Here is a 17,002-nt window from a genome sequence, read left to right on the forward strand (position 1 = left end):
ATAATTTTCAGGGGCAGGCGTGATTCGTATGAATCACGCCTGCCCCTGTGTAGGGCTATCTATTTCCCGACAGCCCCTTTTAGCCGACAAAACCTCCGTCCACGGAGATAACAGCACCTGTAATATAAGAACTCATATCACTGGCCAGAAATAAGAATGCATTGGCAATGTCCTGAGGCTTTCCAAGCATCTGAAGCGGAATACCTGCTGCCAGAGACTTTACGACATTTTGATCCAGCGCCGCAACCATATCCGTTTCAATGATTCCGGGAGCCACTGCATTGACCCGGATACCGTCTTTCCCCAATTCCCTTGCAAGAGATTTGGTCAGTCCGTTCACAGCAAACTTGCTGGTAGGATAGGCACTTCCGATACGCTGGGCATACAGACTGACCATGGAACTGGTGTTTAATATTACACCTTTCTTCTTATCCCGCATAATGGGGGCCACCGCCTTAGACATTTCAAAAACAGAGCGTAAATTAATGGTCATAACATCGTTAAAATGGTCCCGTTCATAATCGTAAATAGAGCAGTTATCGCTGACTCCCGCATTGTTGATCAACACATCAATGCCGCCGAACTCTCTCTTGATTTCGGAAACTGTTTTTTCAATTTCTTCCGGATTAGACAGATTGGGGTGATACCCCTTTACCGTATAAGAAGGGTTGATGGCTGCCAGTTTCTCCAGAGCCTGTGTTACGGTTTCCTCTCTGGAACCGAAAAGGGCGACCTTAGCTCCCTGCGCTAAGAAAGCCTGAACGGTTTCAAAGCCAATGCCGCGGGTACCGCCTGTCACAATTACTACCTTGTCCTTGAGTGATGAAAATATGTTTCCGTTTTGCATAAGATAAAACTCCTTTTTGTTTTATGTTATCACAGGAGACACCGAGGGCACAAAGAATTCGCCGTACTCCCATTTATAGAAATCTTAGGGATACAAATTCCGGGAATCAGTCAAGCTCACATGACTGCCCGGCAGCAGTTTCTCCTAAAGATTTCTCGCAAGCTCATAGGCATTCCAGACCGCATACATAATATTGCTGACATGTTCCGCGTCTCCCAGAAGATGTACATAGGGCATCTCCTCCCTCACCTGTTCGTAAAGGTTCTTTTCAGATGCATACCCTACCGCACAGATTACAGTATCCGCTGCTACTACCTTATCGCCCTGAGGCGTTCTGACGGCACATCCCTCTGCCGATTTGCCGGTGACACAGCTTCCGGTCAGGACTTCCACGCCGTGGTAAACAAGAAGATCTCTGAGCATATCACTGTTAGCGGAGCAAAGAGGGCCGCCTACACTTAAGATGTCAGGCTGCAGTTCTACAATGGTAACCTCCGTTCCCTTCTCCTTTTTCAGCCAAAGAGCTGTCTCACAGCCAACCAGCCCCCCTCCGATTACAACCGTGGAAGCTCCGGCTTCTCTTTTACCGGTCAGAACCTCCTCTGCTGCCAGCAGTTCCGCCCCGGGAACCGACAGCATCTTTGGCTTTGAACCGGTAGCAAGGATAATTTCATCCGCAGGCGACTGCTTCAGTTCCTCTGGGGAAACAGCAGTATTTACTTGTATGTGCACGCCCAGCATTTTTAGCTGCAGTTCGTACCAGCGGATCAGTGCATGGTCATCCTCCTTAAAGGAGGGTGCCCCTCCGGGAATCAGATTGCCGCCCAGGTTTGGAGATTTCTCATATAAAGTAACTTCATGGCCCCGGAGTGCACTGACTCTTGCAGCTTCCATACCGGCGACACCGCCCCCTACAATCCATATTTGTTTTTTATGAAGAGCAGGCGGTATGCCGTACTCATTTTCCCTGCCGCAGGCAGGATTCACTGCACAGGAAATCTGTGCATAAGCAGCCAGTCTCCCCATACATCCTTCCTGGCAGGACAGGCATGGGCGCACCTGCCGGAATTCTCCCCGCATAATTTTGTTGGGGATATCCGGATCTGCCAGGAGAGGTCTGCCGAGGGCAACCATGTCTGTCTGTTTATTTCTCACCGCATCGCTGGCCAGATCCGGATTCTCCATACGTCCTGCTGTGATTACCGGAATGTCCACTGCTTGTTTGAGTATCTCATTATAGGGCAGGTACATCCCCTTCTCATGATACATAGGGGGATGATTCCAGTACCAGGAGTCATAAGTTCCCACATCCGCATTCAGGGCATCATACCCCGCGTCTGCCAGAATTCTTGCGGCTTCCTTTCCCTCCTCAATATCACGTCCGGCCTCTGTGAATTCTTCCCCGGGCAGTCCGCCCTTTCTCCAGTCTTTCACAAAGCTTTTCAGGCTGTATCTGAGAGAGACCGGATAGTCCTCTCCGCAGGCTTCCTTTATCGCCTGGACAATCTCTGTAGCGAAACGAAGTCTGTTAACCAGGGAGCCGCCATATTCGTCTGTTCTGTGGTTATAAAAGGAAATAGCAAACTGATCGATCAGATATCCCTCATGGACGGCATGGATCTCTACCCCGTCAAATCCTGCTCTTTTACAGATTGCCGCAGCTTCAGCAAACTTTTTCACATATGTATGAATTTCCTCCACAGTTAGTTCCCTGCAGATGACGTCATCCAGAAACCGATGGGGAATCGGGGACGGAGCAACAGCCACTTTTCCTACAATGCTGGGTATACTGACGCGTCCGAATCCTCCGGAAAGCTGGGAGAAAATCTTTGCTCCATACGCGTGTACTCTCTCTGTCATTGGTTTTGCAGTCTTTATGAAATTAAGAGGATTGATGGTAGGACATGGCATTGACGGCATAACGCATTTTTCTATATCATTTTCCACATACGTGACACCTGTCATAATCAGTCCGGTACCGCCCTGTGCCCTCCTAACGTAATATTCTACCCCTTTTTGGTTATAACATCCCTGCTCGTCACAGAGACCTCCCGGTCCCATAGGAGCCATAACATACCGGTTTTTTATCTTTACTTTTCCTATGCTCACAGGCTCAAAAAGAATCTTATGCTTTTCTTCCATTTAGAATCATCCCTCACTATATATGCAGAGTAATTGGTTGCAAAAAGACTGGATCCATCTTTATCATTTACTATAGCACATAAAGTTCCTTTACCTGCAAGTCTTAATTGAGAATTCTTTAACAAATAGGAAGCCATAGCTCTACATAGGTATGAAGATGCTGTCCCTCCTCAACTTCTACCAGGAGAATCTTTCCCCAGGGGTTTCCTTTTAAATGAAATCCTCTCTCCCCGATATATGCTAAGGGCTTTTCAAAGCATTTCTGAGGAGAGTATACAAAATCCTCTTCTGCCTTCACAATGGTATGCACGCAGGATGCTGACGGGATTTCTTTTTTGTACAGATCCACACAAAGAAGCTCCTCACTGCAGCTCTTTACAGATACCAGATATCCAAAACCTGCTTCATCTCCCTCTGCCTTTTGAAGCGCCAGACAGACATTCGGCATATCCTTGACCCATTTCTGGGCTTCCATCTGTTTTTTTCTGTCTTTTGGAAGCCATCCTCCTGCTTTGTCCTGTACAAAAATAACAGCCGGTGATTTATCAAATTCATACTTACCCGCAAGACTCTCAATGAGCTCCATACTGCTTAGATGCTGTTCTATATCGGATGCCAGATTCCGGTAGAATTCTGCCTTCTCCAATGCCTTCTCTTTTGCCTTCTCTACTCTCCCTTTTATTACTCTCCAGTCATTTTCCCTGCCGCTGAACTGCGTGATAATCTGTTTCATGGGAATCTCCATAGAGCGATACTTCATATAGGACAGCAGGCGGAATACATCCTCCTCATCATAATACCGGTGACCGTTTTTCTCTTTACCGGCGCTGATTAGCTGCTCCTTTTCGAAATAGCGGATGGCGCTGGTGGTAATCCCCAGCATCTTCGCTATGTCAGTAATACCGTAATGCATGTTCTTTCCTCCCCAGCTAAAGCTGCTTTAGCTGTTCATTTCCCACAGCCTGTTACAGTATGGGTTGAATCACTGCCAGATAGCATTTGGCCAGTTCCTCCGGGGACTGTTTCAGCCCATTTCGAATCCACCACTGCACCATGGTGACAAAGCTTCCCGAGATATGATTCATCAAAAATTCCTCCGGAACCTTTGTATTCTTTCTCTCCATATGGGTAAGCAGACATTTTTCAACAAGCTGATTCAGATATTGCTTGAAATAGGATAAAAAAATCTCCCCGCTTTCACTGTTTAAAATCCCCGTAATGTTCCTCTTATTGTCCCTGAGATGGTAAAGAATATGAGTAATCACCACATCCGGACTTCCCTGTGTCAAAGAAAAGTCATGGGTGCTCTCCATTCCCAGATGCTCTGAGAATACATGTCCGAACAAATCCGTACACATCTCCCCCAACAGTTCGTCCTTCGTCTGAAAATGTGCGTAGAACGTGCTCCGCCCTACATTCGCCTCATCGATAATCTCCTGTACGGTGATCTTAGTATAGCTTTTCTGGGAAAGCAGCGTGCCGAATGCTGTAAAAATGGCATCTCTGGATTTTTGCTGTCTTCGATCCATAGTCATCCTTTCCTGTACAAAAATATCAAATTGTTCGGTATCATACAGGCAGACAACATTGTTTCTTGATTGACTCGTCTGTCCTGACCTATAATAATATCAAACACATTGTACCATATCATATAAAGTGTACTCTATAATTTCTTAAAAAACAAGGGTTATAAAGGAGGCCGCCTATGTTAAAAAAGCTGTGTATTCTATGTTCCGGATGGAAAATAACTGTTGTATCCGGCATTTTTCTGCTTTTCAGTCTGTTTCTCATACTAACAGGAACTAAACCTTCCCTGGATCCTGCCTGGTTAACCGTATTCCTTTCAGGATATCCTCTTCTGTATCTTGCTCTGACCAGACTGTTTTATAAAAAATGGATTTCATCTGCGCTCTTAATTTCCATCGCCATGGTTGCTTCTCTGTGCATCGGAGAGCTGTTTGCGGCCGGAGAAGTTGCCTTTATTATGGCAATCGGTGCAATCCTGGAAGATATGACCGTAAACCGCGCGAAAAAAGGGCTCTCAAGCCTCATGGCACTGGCACCTGCAGAAGGCCGGAGACTGAAAAAGGAACAGGGTTCCTGGAAACAAGAGCTTATTCCTGCTGCTCAGATTCGGATCGGTGATCTTCTCCGCGTCCTTCCAGGTGAAACCATACCGGTGGACGGTGTCATCGTCTCCGGCGATACCTCCGTAGACCAGTCTGTTATAACAGGGGAATCTATCCCCGCCGACAAAGGTACAGGTGATGATGTTTTCTGCGGTACCCTGAACTGCTTTGGCTCCATTGACATGGAAGCAACCTGTGTGGGCAAAGACTCTTCTCTCCAGAGGCTTATCCGGATGGTAAGGGACGCAGAAGACAGCAAAGCACCTATGCAGCGGATTGCCGACCAGTGGTCTGTATGGCTGGTACCCATCGCCCTTCTCATCGCAGCGGGTACCTTTGCTGTAAATCTCTCCCTTGGCCTTCCTGTGATGGCTGCCCTGAACCGGGGGGTAACCGTTCTCGTCGTCTTCTGTCCCTGCGCCCTTGCCCTGGCAGCCCCCACCTCCGTTGTGGCAGCTATCGGCCAGGCCACGAAACAGGGAGTAATTATTAAGTCCGGAGAAGCTCTGGAAGCAATGGGGAAGGTGGATACCATTGCCTTTGACAAAACAGGAACCCTCACCCTGGGAAAATTGGAAGTCAGCGACGTTATTCCATTTTCGGATGCCCTGGATAAGCAAACCCTTCTGGCCATTGCAGCCTCAGCAGAGGCAAGAAGTGAGCATCCGCTGGGAAAAGCCATCGCCGCATATGCAGAGGAAAGGGGAATATCTCTCTGGAGCTCTGAGAACTTTCATATGGAACCCGGAAAAGGAATTTCCTCTGAAGTCTCGGGAAAAACCATATACTGCGGCAGCCCAAACTATTTGTCAGAACACAGAATTCAGCTCTCTTCTAAAGAAAAAAAGATATTGGAGCAGCTTGGCGCACAGGGAAAAGCTGCCGTACTTGTGGCTGATAGGGATTCCTGTCTGGGCGTTCTTGCTCTCTTTGATGTGATGCGTCCATCTGTCCGGAGCATGGTGTGCCGGCTCACCAAAATGGATACAGAGACCATCCTGCTAAGCGGAGACAACCGGAAAGCGGCTCTTTACTTTGGGCAGCAGGCAGGCATCAAATCCGTCCTGGGAGAATTGCTTCCGGAAGAGAAGGTGGGTTACATTTCACAGCTTAAGCAAAAAGGGCGGACGGTCTGCATGATTGGAGACGGGATAAACGATGCTCCCGCCCTTAAAACAGCCGATGTAGGGGTGGCCATGGGCAGTATGGGCAGCGATATTGCCGTAGAGGCTGCCGATATTGCCCTCATGAGTGATGATATCTCTAAGATTCCTTATCTGAAGCGCCTCGCCCGTTCCACACTCCGTACCATTAAGGGAAATATTGCCGCATCCATGTGCATTAATGCTGCTGCCGTCACACTTTCTGCTTTTGGAGTACTGAATCCAGTTACAGGGGCCCTGGTGCACAATGCAGGTTCTGTTTTAGTAGTCCTCAATGCCGCACTGCTCTATGACAGAAAGTTTCCGTAGCAATTCCACTGGAAAACCACCGTCCCCTCTCTATGTGGGATGGTGGTTTACTGTGATGCCCTTCTGTTATTTTCTGCTAAAAAACGCTCCATATCGTCCTCAGACAGGGGTCTGGAATAATAATAGCCCTGGATCTGATCAATCCCCGCATGGATCGCAGACTTTACCTGCTCTTCTGTCTCTACCCCCTCTGCCACAACCTTCATATTCAGGGCCTTAAATGTATTTACAATATGTTTGATTGCAGCAGCTGACGTTATATTGCCGGTAGATGCCCACATGATGCTCTTGTCAATCTTGATCGTACCAAAGGGAATACTGATAACCGTGGCAAAGTTTGAATAGCCGGTTCCAAAATCATCCAATCCCATCTTAATCCCGTACTTATCCATTTCAGAGGCAAATTCTGTAACAATCTGCGGGCTGTCGGCAAGCGTGCTCTCTGTGAATTCTATCTTTATGGCTGAGGCAGGGGTTTTATTCCGTTTTATGATCCCCAGAACCCTTTCCTGAAGATCCGGCTGTGAAAACTGTACGCCGGAAAAATTCACATGAATAGAACCCACCGGAATCTCTTTATCCAGAAGACGGTTAATAAACTTACATACTTTATCCAAGATCACATAGGTAATATCTATGATAAGTCCTGTCTCCTCAGCGATGGGGATAAACTCTGAGGGGTATATAGGCCCTATAGGCGATTCATTAATACGCATAAGGGATTCTGCAAATTTGAAATCCCCTTCTTTCACAGAATAAATAGGCTGATAGTACATCTCAAAGCTCTGGTCTGCCAGCTTATCCTTCAGTATCCGGACAATTTCTCCCCTTCTTCTCAGCTCCCCCAGCATTGCTTTATCGCAATGACAGACCGTACCATACTTCCCGGATTTAGCCTGGGAGACGGCATATTCTATAGCGTTAATTACATTCTCCAGCGTGGAGTCCACATCAGATCGACGAATGATCCCTATGACCACCTCCGGATCAAGCCGGTAGTCATCCAGCTGCCAGGGCTTAGTCATACGTTCCTCTACAGCTTTTACACAGCGAATAACCATTTCATCACTTTCATGAGTAAACAGAATTGCGAACTCATCTCCGCTGAACCGATATACCCTGCCGGCCGGACCAAATCTGCAGAGAAATCTCCCAAATTCCTGAAGGAACCTATCCCCCCGCTGCTGCCCGCAGGTATTATTAATATGCCGGAATTCCCTGAGAGATACGACGATCAGCGTGAACGGCTCCCCTGCAGATCTCTTTAATATCAGTTCAAGCATGTCCAGAAGCTCCCGCCGGTTTGGCAAATTTGTCAGATAATCCAGGGAAATCTGTTTGTTCTGAATATGCAGATAAATAATAAGCAGCGCGCAGGTTGCCGCCGACCCGGACAGTATTATATTCGGATACATCTGCTGAACTATGATTACCAAAACCGCCAGCACCGGAAAGGCGGCAAGTATTCTGCGTATCTTTCGGTCTGTTCTTCTATAATTAACAACTGTTATTATTATGCTTGCCACACAGTAAGCATAAAAAATAATATAGGTTGCCACAATATAACGGCCCCTGACATAACCGCCTTCAACCGTGATATTAAATATGTTCTTTGTGAGAGGGTTCATAAAGACAATTACCGAGTATACCGCTCCGGGTATAAGGCTCATTCCAAGAATACGATTCAGGACCCGTCCCTCTGGGTACAGAATGGAAACGGCATAGAAAAAATATGCCATTCCCATAAGCGGTGTCATAATAAAGTAAACCGTGGTCACTGTCCAGGTAAGCCATATAGGGACCGCATCGCTGCGATAAATCATAATTGTTGACAGGATATTCGTCAGCATAGCCCCGAAGGTAACCAGTAAGCACCACTGAAAAATCCTGTTTTTTAAAGTCGGAAGTAAGCTTCCACTTCTGGAATAAACCCATATAATTACCAGAATGACCAGGGAAATAGCCTCCGGCGCAATATTCCACTCCAAATTCTCCACCTGCTGTCTTTCGAATAACGAATCCAGTCTTATCCTTTCCATACGCCTATATGGATAGTATAACATACAAATCTGGTTTTCGCGACCTTATCCCGTCGTCAAACCCCAACCCGACCGTCCCCCCTTTCCAGAATTCTGCAGGAATCATCTTGCATTCACCTGGTATTTTTGGTATAGTTTCCCTCCTGCGGCAGCCAAAAGAACTGACATTACGGTGTATGCTATGGCTGCAGACTGATAATTTGTCAACTGCTTCCCCAGAACAGAAAGGAGTCTTCCGTCCCACAACTGCCCTTTTATCAGCAGTGTTGTGGGCAGAAGATCGTAGAGCTGTGACGGAATCTTCAGCCAATACGGAATGTCGACTAGCATTGTGAATACCATGCCTCCCGCTAACACACCCATAACTGCGGCACTGTTTTTTAACCATTCAGATAGAAACATCGTTACTATGCTATAAAGTATAGATACGATGATAAATAATACAAACAGAGTCATAACTGCTTTGCCAACACTCACAGGCCGTGAAGATAACGGCAGCACTACTTGAAGAGCTGCATGAAATCCATCGGATCCATAGATGAGAATGCTTGTAATAGCACTCACTGAAAAAAGCAGGACTGCAAAAATCATGCCAAAAGTTATGCCTGCAAGAATCTTAGCATAATATAGGTTCTTTCTGCCACACCGGGTGCACAGAATAAGCTGATCTGTCCTGCGTATATGTTCCATAGAAAAAACATTTGAGAGGCAAACTGCAATTAACAGTAACAGCATAAAATTCAGCGCATAAATATTGTCAAACACATCTGCCCATCCATCTGCATATGCAAAGATAAATGGAGTTTCTATCTCTTTTTCCTTTCCAAGCCAATATGTGATTTCCTCCTCTGTCAGCATTTGCTCCCTCCAAATCCGGGTAAGGTTATTCCTTCGGGCGCTGTACAAAGCAGCCTCGTCTGCAGTCAATGCTTCTTTGCTGTCACCTGTTGTTTTCTGCACATAAGAATAGACAGCGACATATTTGTCTGCACTCCCTTCTGCTTCCTGCATTTCCGAAAGCAGGATATTGTCTATAGCTCTTCCGGACAAGTCTCTCGCATATTCTCTGTTCATTTTCATCATCTCATATCCGCTGATTTCTTCCCCATCATCGGTAATATAGGAAACTCTCAGCAGATTACTCAAACTAATGCCCGCGCAAAGAACTAATGTAACTGCACATGCAATCCATACCATCCTCCGATGCAGGATCTTTTTAAGTTCAAAAAAATATAAAGCACCTGTCTTATTCATCTTCCACTTCCTCAAACTGTTGTAAATAGAATTCCTCTAAGTCTTTCCGGCTTCCGTCCCAGCTGCCCTGAAAAATCAGCTGTCCGTCATTCATGATCAGTACGGTATCTGCTATATGTTCAATATCTGAGACAATATGCGTAGAGAGCAGAACAATACTCTCTTTGCCCAGTTCACGAATCAAGTTCCGAAACCGGACCCGCTCTTTTGGGTCAAGTCCCGCAGTAGGTTCATCCAGTATAAGAATCCGGGGTACATTTATCAATGCCTGGGCTATTCCCAGCCGCTGCTTCATACCGCCGGAATATGTTTTGATTTTTTTGCCTGCAGCCTCCTGCAAAGATACTACTTTTACTAATTCCTGAGCCCTGCGCTTAGCCTGGAGTTTTGGCAAACCTTTCAGAGCGGCCAGATAGAGCAAAAAGTCCATTCCCGTAAAGTCAGGATAGTAGCCAAAATCCTGTGGCAGATATCCCAGATTCGAACGGTATTCCTCGGTCGACACATCAACTCCATGAAAAGTTATGGTTCCGCTGGTGGGTTTTAAAACTCCGCAGATCATTCGCATTAATGTTGTTTTCCCTGCCCCGTTAGCTCCCAGCAGGCCGTAGACGCCTTTGTAAAGCTTTAACGAAATACGGTCAACTGCAATTTTATTCTGATATTGTTTTGATACTCTGTCTATGATAAGCTCCATGTCAGTTCCTCCGTCTGTTGAATCATCTTTGTTATCCCCTTTATTGTGAGTGCGGCTAACAGCAGGAAAGCTGCTATCCACCAATGAAAGCATCTCACATGGAAGAGTTCCGGCAGCATGGTTTGAATGAACAGATTCGTTCCGCTGACAGCACCGGCCGCCCCCATGCAGCTGTAGACAGCTTCTCTTCCCTGAAATTTCCTTACTATCCAAAGCCCGGATACCGTTGTCAGTAAATAAGGCACTAGAAGATATACGCCTGCCTGTAAAATAGTGGCTGTGTTATTCCTATTTCCAAGTGGGATCAGCAAACACAGCAGGACAAGATGAACCATCTCCAAAATCCCCATGCGGGCAAGCACAACGCTCCTCAGGGAAAACCTGGACGCCATCTCCAGCTCAGCCATATCATAAATCTTTGATCTGCCGCTTTCTGTTGCAATAGATAATGCCAAAAATGGAAGGAGAGACGAAATCAGCCATAGAATATCCCGATCCATAAAACATGCGCCCAGCAAAGATACGGCAAATAAACCTATGGATACCGCCCAGGTCCATTTTTGAATATATCCTGCCTGTGAGATCATAAAAGAAATAGTACTTATTGCAGGCTGGGGTATGGTTCTGAAAAACTCTTCTTTGTGCTGAGGCGCGGGAGCCTCAAAGGCATCCTGCAAAGCCTTTCTCCTATCTTGTTTCACAAAAACTCCTCCTTTTCCAGTAGCTCCTGTAATTGTTTCAGCGCCTTTGTTGTTTTTCTATATACTGCAAATCTTGACATCTTAAAAATTTTGCAGATGCTCATCACAGGTACTTCATTGACATAGCGAAGAAGCAGAAGCTCACGTTCCTCCTCCGTTAGCAGGGATAACGCTTTTTTAAGAGAAATAGCAGTGAGAAGCTTCTCCTCAAGATCAACATCTGCCCAATCATCATGCAGTTCTTCTGTTATTTTTCGCTTCCGGTATTCATCAATACATAAGTTGCGGGCAATGGTATACAGATACTGTAAGGCACGTCCCCTGTCCCGGTATCCTTCATTTTCTAAAAACCGAAGAAACGTTTCCTGGGTGACATCCTCCGCTGCTTCCCGCTGATGCAGCCTATAGTAGCAGTAGCGGTATATCTTGTCATACTGTTCTTCTAAGTCCATGGACACGGCCGGGAAACCTCCTTTCACTATGTATAACGTAGGAACCGGGCCGGATGTGCGGCAAATTGAGATGTTTTGATTATTCATTATACTTAAAATAAACGGTGCAGGGAAGTTATCCCCACACCGCTATATTTGCGAAGGTTCTTCAAAACTAACGTGACCCGACAGACTTCTTCCAAACGCGAGCATTTCAAACTCTGGGGCCGGCACGGGCTTGGAGAATACATAGCCCTGCACTAAATCGTAGCGGATTTTGCGCAAAAATTCCAGCTGTGAAACAGTCTCCACCCCCTCAGACACAGTGAGCATATTCAGCCGCCTGCCCAGTTCTACCGCCATTGCTATTACATCATGAGCCCTGTCCCCCTCACGGCCGGGCTTCCAGAACGCCTTGTCCAGCTTAAGAGAATCAACGTGGATGTCCGTGAGCATACTAAGAGAGGAATAACCGCTTCCAAAATCATCCATGGCACACAGAAATCCGGCCTCATGGATTTTGCTGATTACCTCGATCAGTCCATCGACATTCTCAAAGAACATAGACTCCGTCAGCTCGATTTCCAGAAGAGCTCCGGGGACATGATATTTCTGTGCAATCGCCTTGTACTGTTTTAGAAAATCCGGATCTCCGAGATGGGCCCGGGACATATTCACTGATATAGGAATTGGTTCCACACCGCTGTCCATCCAGCTGCGGAGCAGAGCGCAGGTCCTTTCAAATACATACAAGTCCAGCTTGACAATAAAACCATTTTTCTCAAAAAAGGGATGAAGTCCCCCGGCATCATGAAACCGCCCTCCCTGGTCTGCCAGCGAACCAACGCTTCGGCGCCTTTGACCGTATTGTGTTCCGGCTCAATTTTAGGCTGAAGGAATACCGTGAATTCCCCCTCACGCAGTGCGTCCTCCATCCGGTTCTCTATATCCTTTTCTTTTATCATCTGCTGGCGTTCCATATCACTATAAAACACAAAGGAGAAGAGTTCTCCGTAAGATCGCTTTGCGTTTTTTCTGGCGATATTAGCTCTGTCGCGGATCTGCACCAACGAAAGATTCAGGTCATCCACAAGTACTATGCCACCGTCTCCTGCTCCATATATTCCACAGCGATCATTGCTGTACCTTTGCTAATAAGGGCAAGGAGGTGTACCGCACTCAAAAATGTCATGGCTTCCGAAGTGGATGTACTGCCTTTGATTACAAATTGGCGGGTATGCGCATTCTCTCGGGTAACCAGATAACCGCCCCGAAGATTCATTTTCCTCACAAGTCCAATCTTCTCCATTGACTCCATCACCTTGCCTACTGTATAGGCAGAAATATTATATTCTTTGCATAGCTGGGAGCAGGTTGGCAAGTAGGTGCCCTCCCCATAAACGCCCATACTTATCTTTTGGATAATGCTTCTTGTTACCTGCGTATGGGTTTTCAGCCTCCCCTTTTCCGCATTCCAGAAATAAGCCTCCTGCTGAGGCTTTTCTAATAAAAACGCAGATGCTATTTCGTCAAAATATTGGTCGGATAGCTTCGCTGATTTGTGATACATATTGCTGATAAATGCATAGATACCATCGTAATCTTGAGATGAGATGCAGTCAAAAAAACAGTGAAAAGCCTGTTCCCCATTAGCTGATAACTCTTTGTAAGGATTCTCAAAACCTGGGATAAGCATAATCTGCGCACTCAAGTCGAAATCAGCACATAAATCCTGCAGCAGGTCGTTGTGAAATACGGATTTAATCCTCTGGAGAGGTACTACCGATTTGCGCCACTGCTCTTTGGTATTCAGCTCATTCATCCCCTCAATATCATCCCTGCAGGCCCGAAGCACTTGGGGGTCACAGTGTCTGCTGGCTTCCGCGTAGATTGGCGGCATGATATACGCAAGAATCTTTAGGATGGCACATACCTTGTCTCTCCTCGTCAACATCATCTCAGCCTGCTGTTCGTCATCGGCTGTCATTCGATAAGCTGCCTTTATGTGAGAACGCTGAACAGCCTCTACATATCCTTCTTTCACCAGTGCGTCCATAACATCACGGACGGTTCTGATGCCTACATGGTATATGTCGCACAGTGCGCGCAGAGGCGGCAGCTTCTCGCCATAGGCTATCCTTCCGCTTACAATTTGCTGTACCAACGTATCGTGAAGAAAATTGAACAGGGTGGGTTTTGGTTCCATGAATTACCTCCATATAAGACGCCCAGACAGGAGCGCAGTTCCGAGCTTTCAGCGGCAGTCGGCCATCTGTTTATACCTCGTTTTACTCTATCTGTTAGTATACCATGGCCCCACGCTTTGGGTCTAGTATGATATCCCACTGTTCCTTCACAAGAACAACCAGCAATGCAATCAACCTTTTGCAAAGTGGAGTTTTTGACTCTGGAGATAATTCATGGGGTATGCTATTATAGAAATAGCAAAGAGAGGTGATGTTTTGAAACAAATATCCCCTTTGGAAAGGGCAATCGAATATATAGAAAACCATCTGAATGAAAATATCGGTTTAAGCGATGTGTCAAGAGAGACGGGCTACTCTTACTACCATATGACCCGGCTGTTTTCTTCCGTATTGGGGGAATCTGTCGGCCGCTACATCAATCGGCGCAGACTGTATAACGCCGCGGAAAAACTCATTCACTCTGACCAGCGGGTCATTGATATCGCCCTTGATTGTGGTTTCGAATCCTCAGAGGCTTTCAGCCGGGCATTCAAGTTAGCCTTTGGCAGCAGCCCGACGGCTTACCGAAAAGCGGGACTTGACCTGGTGGTGAACGCGAAGAGGAAATTAGCTCCTGTGGATGTGGGCCATATTGCGGACAACATATCACGCTCGCCTGAATTGGTGATGCTGAAAGAAACCAGGGTGGCTGGCCTCCGGGGAACGACCTCTCTTTTTGATAACCGGCTTCCGGGATTGTGGGAGGAGTTCATGCGTCTCCATAAAGACCTGTTTGTGACCGCCGGCGCAGGGTACGGCATTTGTGAAACACAACAGACCGTCTATACAAAAGACGGTGACGTAATGTTTGCAGCCATGGTGGGAAGCCCAGTGAATACTTTTGATGATCTGCCGCTATTCTTACCATTGGATACAAAGATCCTGCGTGCAGGAAAGTTTGCGGTTTTCACCCACCGGGGCACCTTTGCTAACCTGTTCAAAACGTATCAGTACATCTTTGGAACATGGCTGCCGGCAGCAAAAGAAGAACTAGACGACCGTGAAGACTTTGAGGTTTATGAGCGAGAGGTGTCTACATTCGACGCCCCCGACAATGAGGTAAAAATTTATATTCCGATAAAATGATTACAAAATGGCCTGGAGGAGTATAGAATGACTCTTGCAGCTATAAAAAGAATATATTATCTGTTACTGTCAGGCCATGCAATCTCTCAACCATATCGCCGCCCAAAACGTATTTCGGCTTGAACATCTGGATGGTGCGGAACTCCCCCGCCCAACGCTGCTGCCGCTTACTATAATTACCTATTAAACTTGTATGAATATACGGGAAGTAGTGCAAAATACACTCTTTTTAAGGTCGATTCCACAAACAGTCTTCTGGTCTATTATATCTTAATATAATAGTTTCGGTTATCTTTCTACAGAGTTCTATTCAGATTCTATATGATCAGCATTGCATCTCCAAATGAAAAAAACCTGTATTTTTCCTTCACCGCTTCCTCATAAGCTGCCATAATATGTTCTTTCCCTGCCAGAGCAGAAACCAACATAAGGAGTGTGGATTCCGGAAGATGAAAATTTGTAATCAAACCGTCAATCACCTTAAACTGATATCCCGGATAAATAAAGATATCTGTCCATCCGCTCTGCGCTCTCAGTATTCCGTCCTCCCCTGCCGCTGATTCCAGGGTACGGCAGCTGGTCGTTCCCACAGATATTACTTTATTTCCCCGTTTTTTCGCATCGTTGATGAGCTTTGCCTGCTCCTCCTCCACTACATAAAATTCAGAATGCATGTGGTGCTGGGTCACATCCTCCACCTTCACCGGACGGAAGGTCCCCAGCCCAACATGAAGAGTTACATGAGCAATATGCACTCCCTTTTTTTCAATCTCCTCCAGCAGTGATTCCGTAAAATGCAGCCCTGCCGTAGGTGCGGCTGCAGATCCCTCATGTTTGGCATACACGGTCTGGTAACGCTCTTTGTCCTTAAGCTTATGCGTAATATAAGGGGGCAGAGGCATCTCACCCAGGCGATCCAGGATCTCCTCAAAGATTCCGTCGTATGTGAAGCGAATCAGGCGGTTTCCCTCCTCCACAATGTCAATTACTTCACCCATCAATATTCCGTCTCCAAACGAAATCCTGGTGCCTATTTTTGCTTTCTTTCCGGGCTTTACCAGGGTCTCCCACACATCGTCCGGCTTTCTCTTGAGCAGAAGAATCTCAATTCCTGCCTCCGTTCCCTCTTTTGTTCCGTATAGTCTGGCCGGAATCACCCTTGTGTCATTGATTACGAGGCAGTCCCCCGGATTCAGGTACTGAACCACGTCTTTAAAGGTTCTATGTTCAATCTCTCCTGTGACAGGATCCAGATGCAGCAGTCTGGAGGCCGAACGGTCCTCCAGGGGATCCTGGGCGATTAGCTCCTGCGGTAAATCATAATAAAAATCTGATGTCTTCATACCAACTTCCTTTCTCTATGCAAAGCATATTCAGTATAACACCATTAAAAGGCGGATTCAATATTTCTTTGAATCCGCCTTATGGGAGCACAGTCAGATGCGGAAGGTTTCACTCCTCAAGCTGCATTCTCACGATAGAAATCAAACTAAGAACCGCAGTAATCGTCTGTGTAATCCCAGAAGAAAAGTCGTGGATGATCAGAGAATACACAGCCCATATCACAACATTCACAAAGAAACTTATCTTAATTGCTTTTAATCTCTGTGCGTAATAATTGCTAAATGTAATCTGAACGGTTGCTATGACAGGCAGTAATCCTAAAAGCCCTCTGTTGTTAACCGCAATGCCGCAAATTATGACAAGAGCAGTACAAACAACCATCATTCTTTTATCAAATTTGCCCTTTATTACCAAGATATTTCTTATAATGGAAAGAAACAAAGTGGACACTCCCGCCCATGCCCCGAAAAAGAATGAGGAGATGAAAAGAGTTGCGCTCTCCATCAGCTGAAAAAAATACGCCTTTTTTCTGGTATTTACACAGCAGCTTACTGCGAGAAAAACCGCGCCCACAAAAGATATGACATTGCCTATAACAATCCGTTCCATACTTC

General features: G+C 46.3%; 16 protein-coding genes. 2 read left to right on the forward strand and 14 right to left on the reverse strand.

What is annotated here, in order from left to right:
- Positions 1 to 79: 79 nt before the first annotated feature.
- The 4 genes from GKG41_RS22055 to GKG41_RS22070 all read right to left on the reverse strand — a co-directional run bounded on the left by GKG41_RS22055 (position 80) and on the right by GKG41_RS22070 (position 4,518).
- On the reverse strand, positions 80 to 847 hold the full coding sequence (locus tag GKG41_RS22055) for a 3-oxoacyl-ACP reductase family protein (RefSeq protein WP_154262535.1): 768 nt from the start codon (positions 845 to 847) through the stop codon (positions 80 to 82).
- 144 nt (positions 848 to 991) lie between these two features.
- A complete protein-coding gene (locus GKG41_RS22060; protein ID WP_154262544.1) occupies positions 992 to 2,989 on the reverse strand; it encodes an FAD-dependent oxidoreductase in 1,998 nt (665 codons plus the stop codon).
- A 118-nt stretch (positions 2,990 to 3,107) separates the two neighbouring features.
- Positions 3,108 to 3,902: a MerR family transcriptional regulator gene (locus GKG41_RS22065; RefSeq protein ID WP_154262547.1), complete on the reverse strand. Its 795-nt coding sequence runs from the start codon at positions 3,900 to 3,902 to the stop codon at positions 3,108 to 3,110.
- A gap of 52 nt (positions 3,903 to 3,954) precedes the next feature.
- Positions 3,955 to 4,518: a TetR/AcrR family transcriptional regulator gene (locus GKG41_RS22070; RefSeq protein ID WP_154262550.1), complete on the reverse strand. Its 564-nt coding sequence runs from the start codon at positions 4,516 to 4,518 to the stop codon at positions 3,955 to 3,957.
- A gap of 176 nt (positions 4,519 to 4,694) precedes the next feature.
- On the opposite strand from GKG41_RS22070, the gene GKG41_RS22075 reads away from it, so the two are divergent.
- Positions 4,695 to 6,590 carry a cation-translocating P-type ATPase gene (locus tag GKG41_RS22075; protein ID WP_154262558.1) on the forward strand — a complete coding sequence of 632 codons (1,896 nt, stop codon included), beginning with the start codon at positions 4,695 to 4,697 and terminating at the stop codon, positions 6,588 to 6,590.
- Positions 6,591 to 6,637: 47 nt separating this feature from the next.
- Here GKG41_RS22075 and GKG41_RS22080 read toward each other — a convergent pair whose 3' ends face one another.
- From GKG41_RS22080 to GKG41_RS22115, 8 genes are all read right to left on the reverse strand, one after another.
- Positions 6,638 to 8,578: an EAL domain-containing protein gene (locus GKG41_RS22080; protein ID WP_154262567.1), complete on the reverse strand. Its 1,941-nt coding sequence runs from the start codon at positions 8,576 to 8,578 to the stop codon at positions 6,638 to 6,640.
- 153 nt (positions 8,579 to 8,731) lie between these two features.
- Positions 8,732 to 9,883 (reverse strand): ABC transporter permease subunit, encoded by a 1,152-nt coding sequence (locus GKG41_RS22085; RefSeq protein ID WP_154262570.1) that lies wholly within the window; start codon positions 9,881 to 9,883, stop codon positions 8,732 to 8,734.
- Positions 9,876 to 10,580 carry an ABC transporter ATP-binding protein gene (locus GKG41_RS22090; protein ID WP_154262573.1) on the reverse strand — a complete coding sequence of 235 codons (705 nt, stop codon included), beginning with the start codon at positions 10,578 to 10,580 and terminating at the stop codon, positions 9,876 to 9,878. The genes GKG41_RS22085 and GKG41_RS22090 overlap by 8 nt, the downstream gene beginning before the upstream one ends.
- Positions 10,565 to 11,281: a hypothetical protein gene (locus GKG41_RS22095; RefSeq protein WP_154262577.1), complete on the reverse strand. Its 717-nt coding sequence runs from the start codon at positions 11,279 to 11,281 to the stop codon at positions 10,565 to 10,567. Before GKG41_RS22095 ends, GKG41_RS22090 begins: the two co-directional genes overlap by 16 nt.
- Positions 11,278 to 11,733, reverse strand: coding sequence for an RNA polymerase sigma factor (locus tag GKG41_RS22100; protein WP_154262650.1), 456 nt, complete (start codon positions 11,731 to 11,733; stop codon positions 11,278 to 11,280). The genes GKG41_RS22095 and GKG41_RS22100 overlap by 4 nt, the downstream gene beginning before the upstream one ends.
- Positions 11,734 to 11,862: 129 nt before the next feature.
- Positions 11,863 to 12,480, reverse strand: a complete 618-nt coding sequence (locus tag GKG41_RS22105; protein WP_347563384.1) for an EAL domain-containing protein — start codon at positions 12,478 to 12,480, stop codon at positions 11,863 to 11,865.
- Positions 12,387 to 12,803, reverse strand: a complete 417-nt coding sequence (locus GKG41_RS22110; protein WP_154262585.1) for an EAL domain-containing protein — start codon at positions 12,801 to 12,803, stop codon at positions 12,387 to 12,389. The genes GKG41_RS22105 and GKG41_RS22110 overlap by 94 nt, the downstream gene beginning before the upstream one ends.
- A 5-nt stretch (positions 12,804 to 12,808) precedes the next feature.
- A complete protein-coding gene (locus GKG41_RS22115) occupies positions 12,809 to 13,918 on the reverse strand; it encodes a GntR family transcriptional regulator (protein ID WP_154262588.1) in 1,110 nt (369 codons plus the stop codon).
- 214 nt (positions 13,919 to 14,132) lie between these two features.
- Between GKG41_RS22115 and GKG41_RS22120 the strand changes: the two genes are divergently transcribed.
- Positions 14,133 to 15,044, forward strand: a complete 912-nt coding sequence (locus tag GKG41_RS22120; RefSeq protein ID WP_199884612.1) for an AraC family transcriptional regulator — start codon at positions 14,133 to 14,135, stop codon at positions 15,042 to 15,044.
- Positions 15,045 to 15,361: 317 nt separating this feature from the next.
- Here the strand turns inward: GKG41_RS22120 and queA are convergent, their stop codons facing one another.
- Complete coding sequence (gene queA, locus GKG41_RS22125; RefSeq protein ID WP_154262591.1) at positions 15,362 to 16,387, reverse strand: tRNA preQ1(34) S-adenosylmethionine ribosyltransferase-isomerase QueA; 1,026 nt, start codon at positions 16,385 to 16,387, stop codon at positions 15,362 to 15,364.
- Between the two features lie 109 nt (positions 16,388 to 16,496).
- Entirely contained in the window at positions 16,497 to 16,997 is a 501-nt protein-coding gene (locus GKG41_RS22130) for a YgjV family protein (protein WP_154262594.1), read from the reverse strand.
- Between the last annotated feature and the right edge of the window lie 5 nt (positions 16,998 to 17,002).

The sequence above is a fragment of the Lactonifactor sp. BIOML-A5 genome, from assembly GCF_009677585.1.
Taxonomy (GTDB): domain Bacteria; phylum Bacillota; class Clostridia; order Lachnospirales; family Lachnospiraceae; genus Lactonifactor.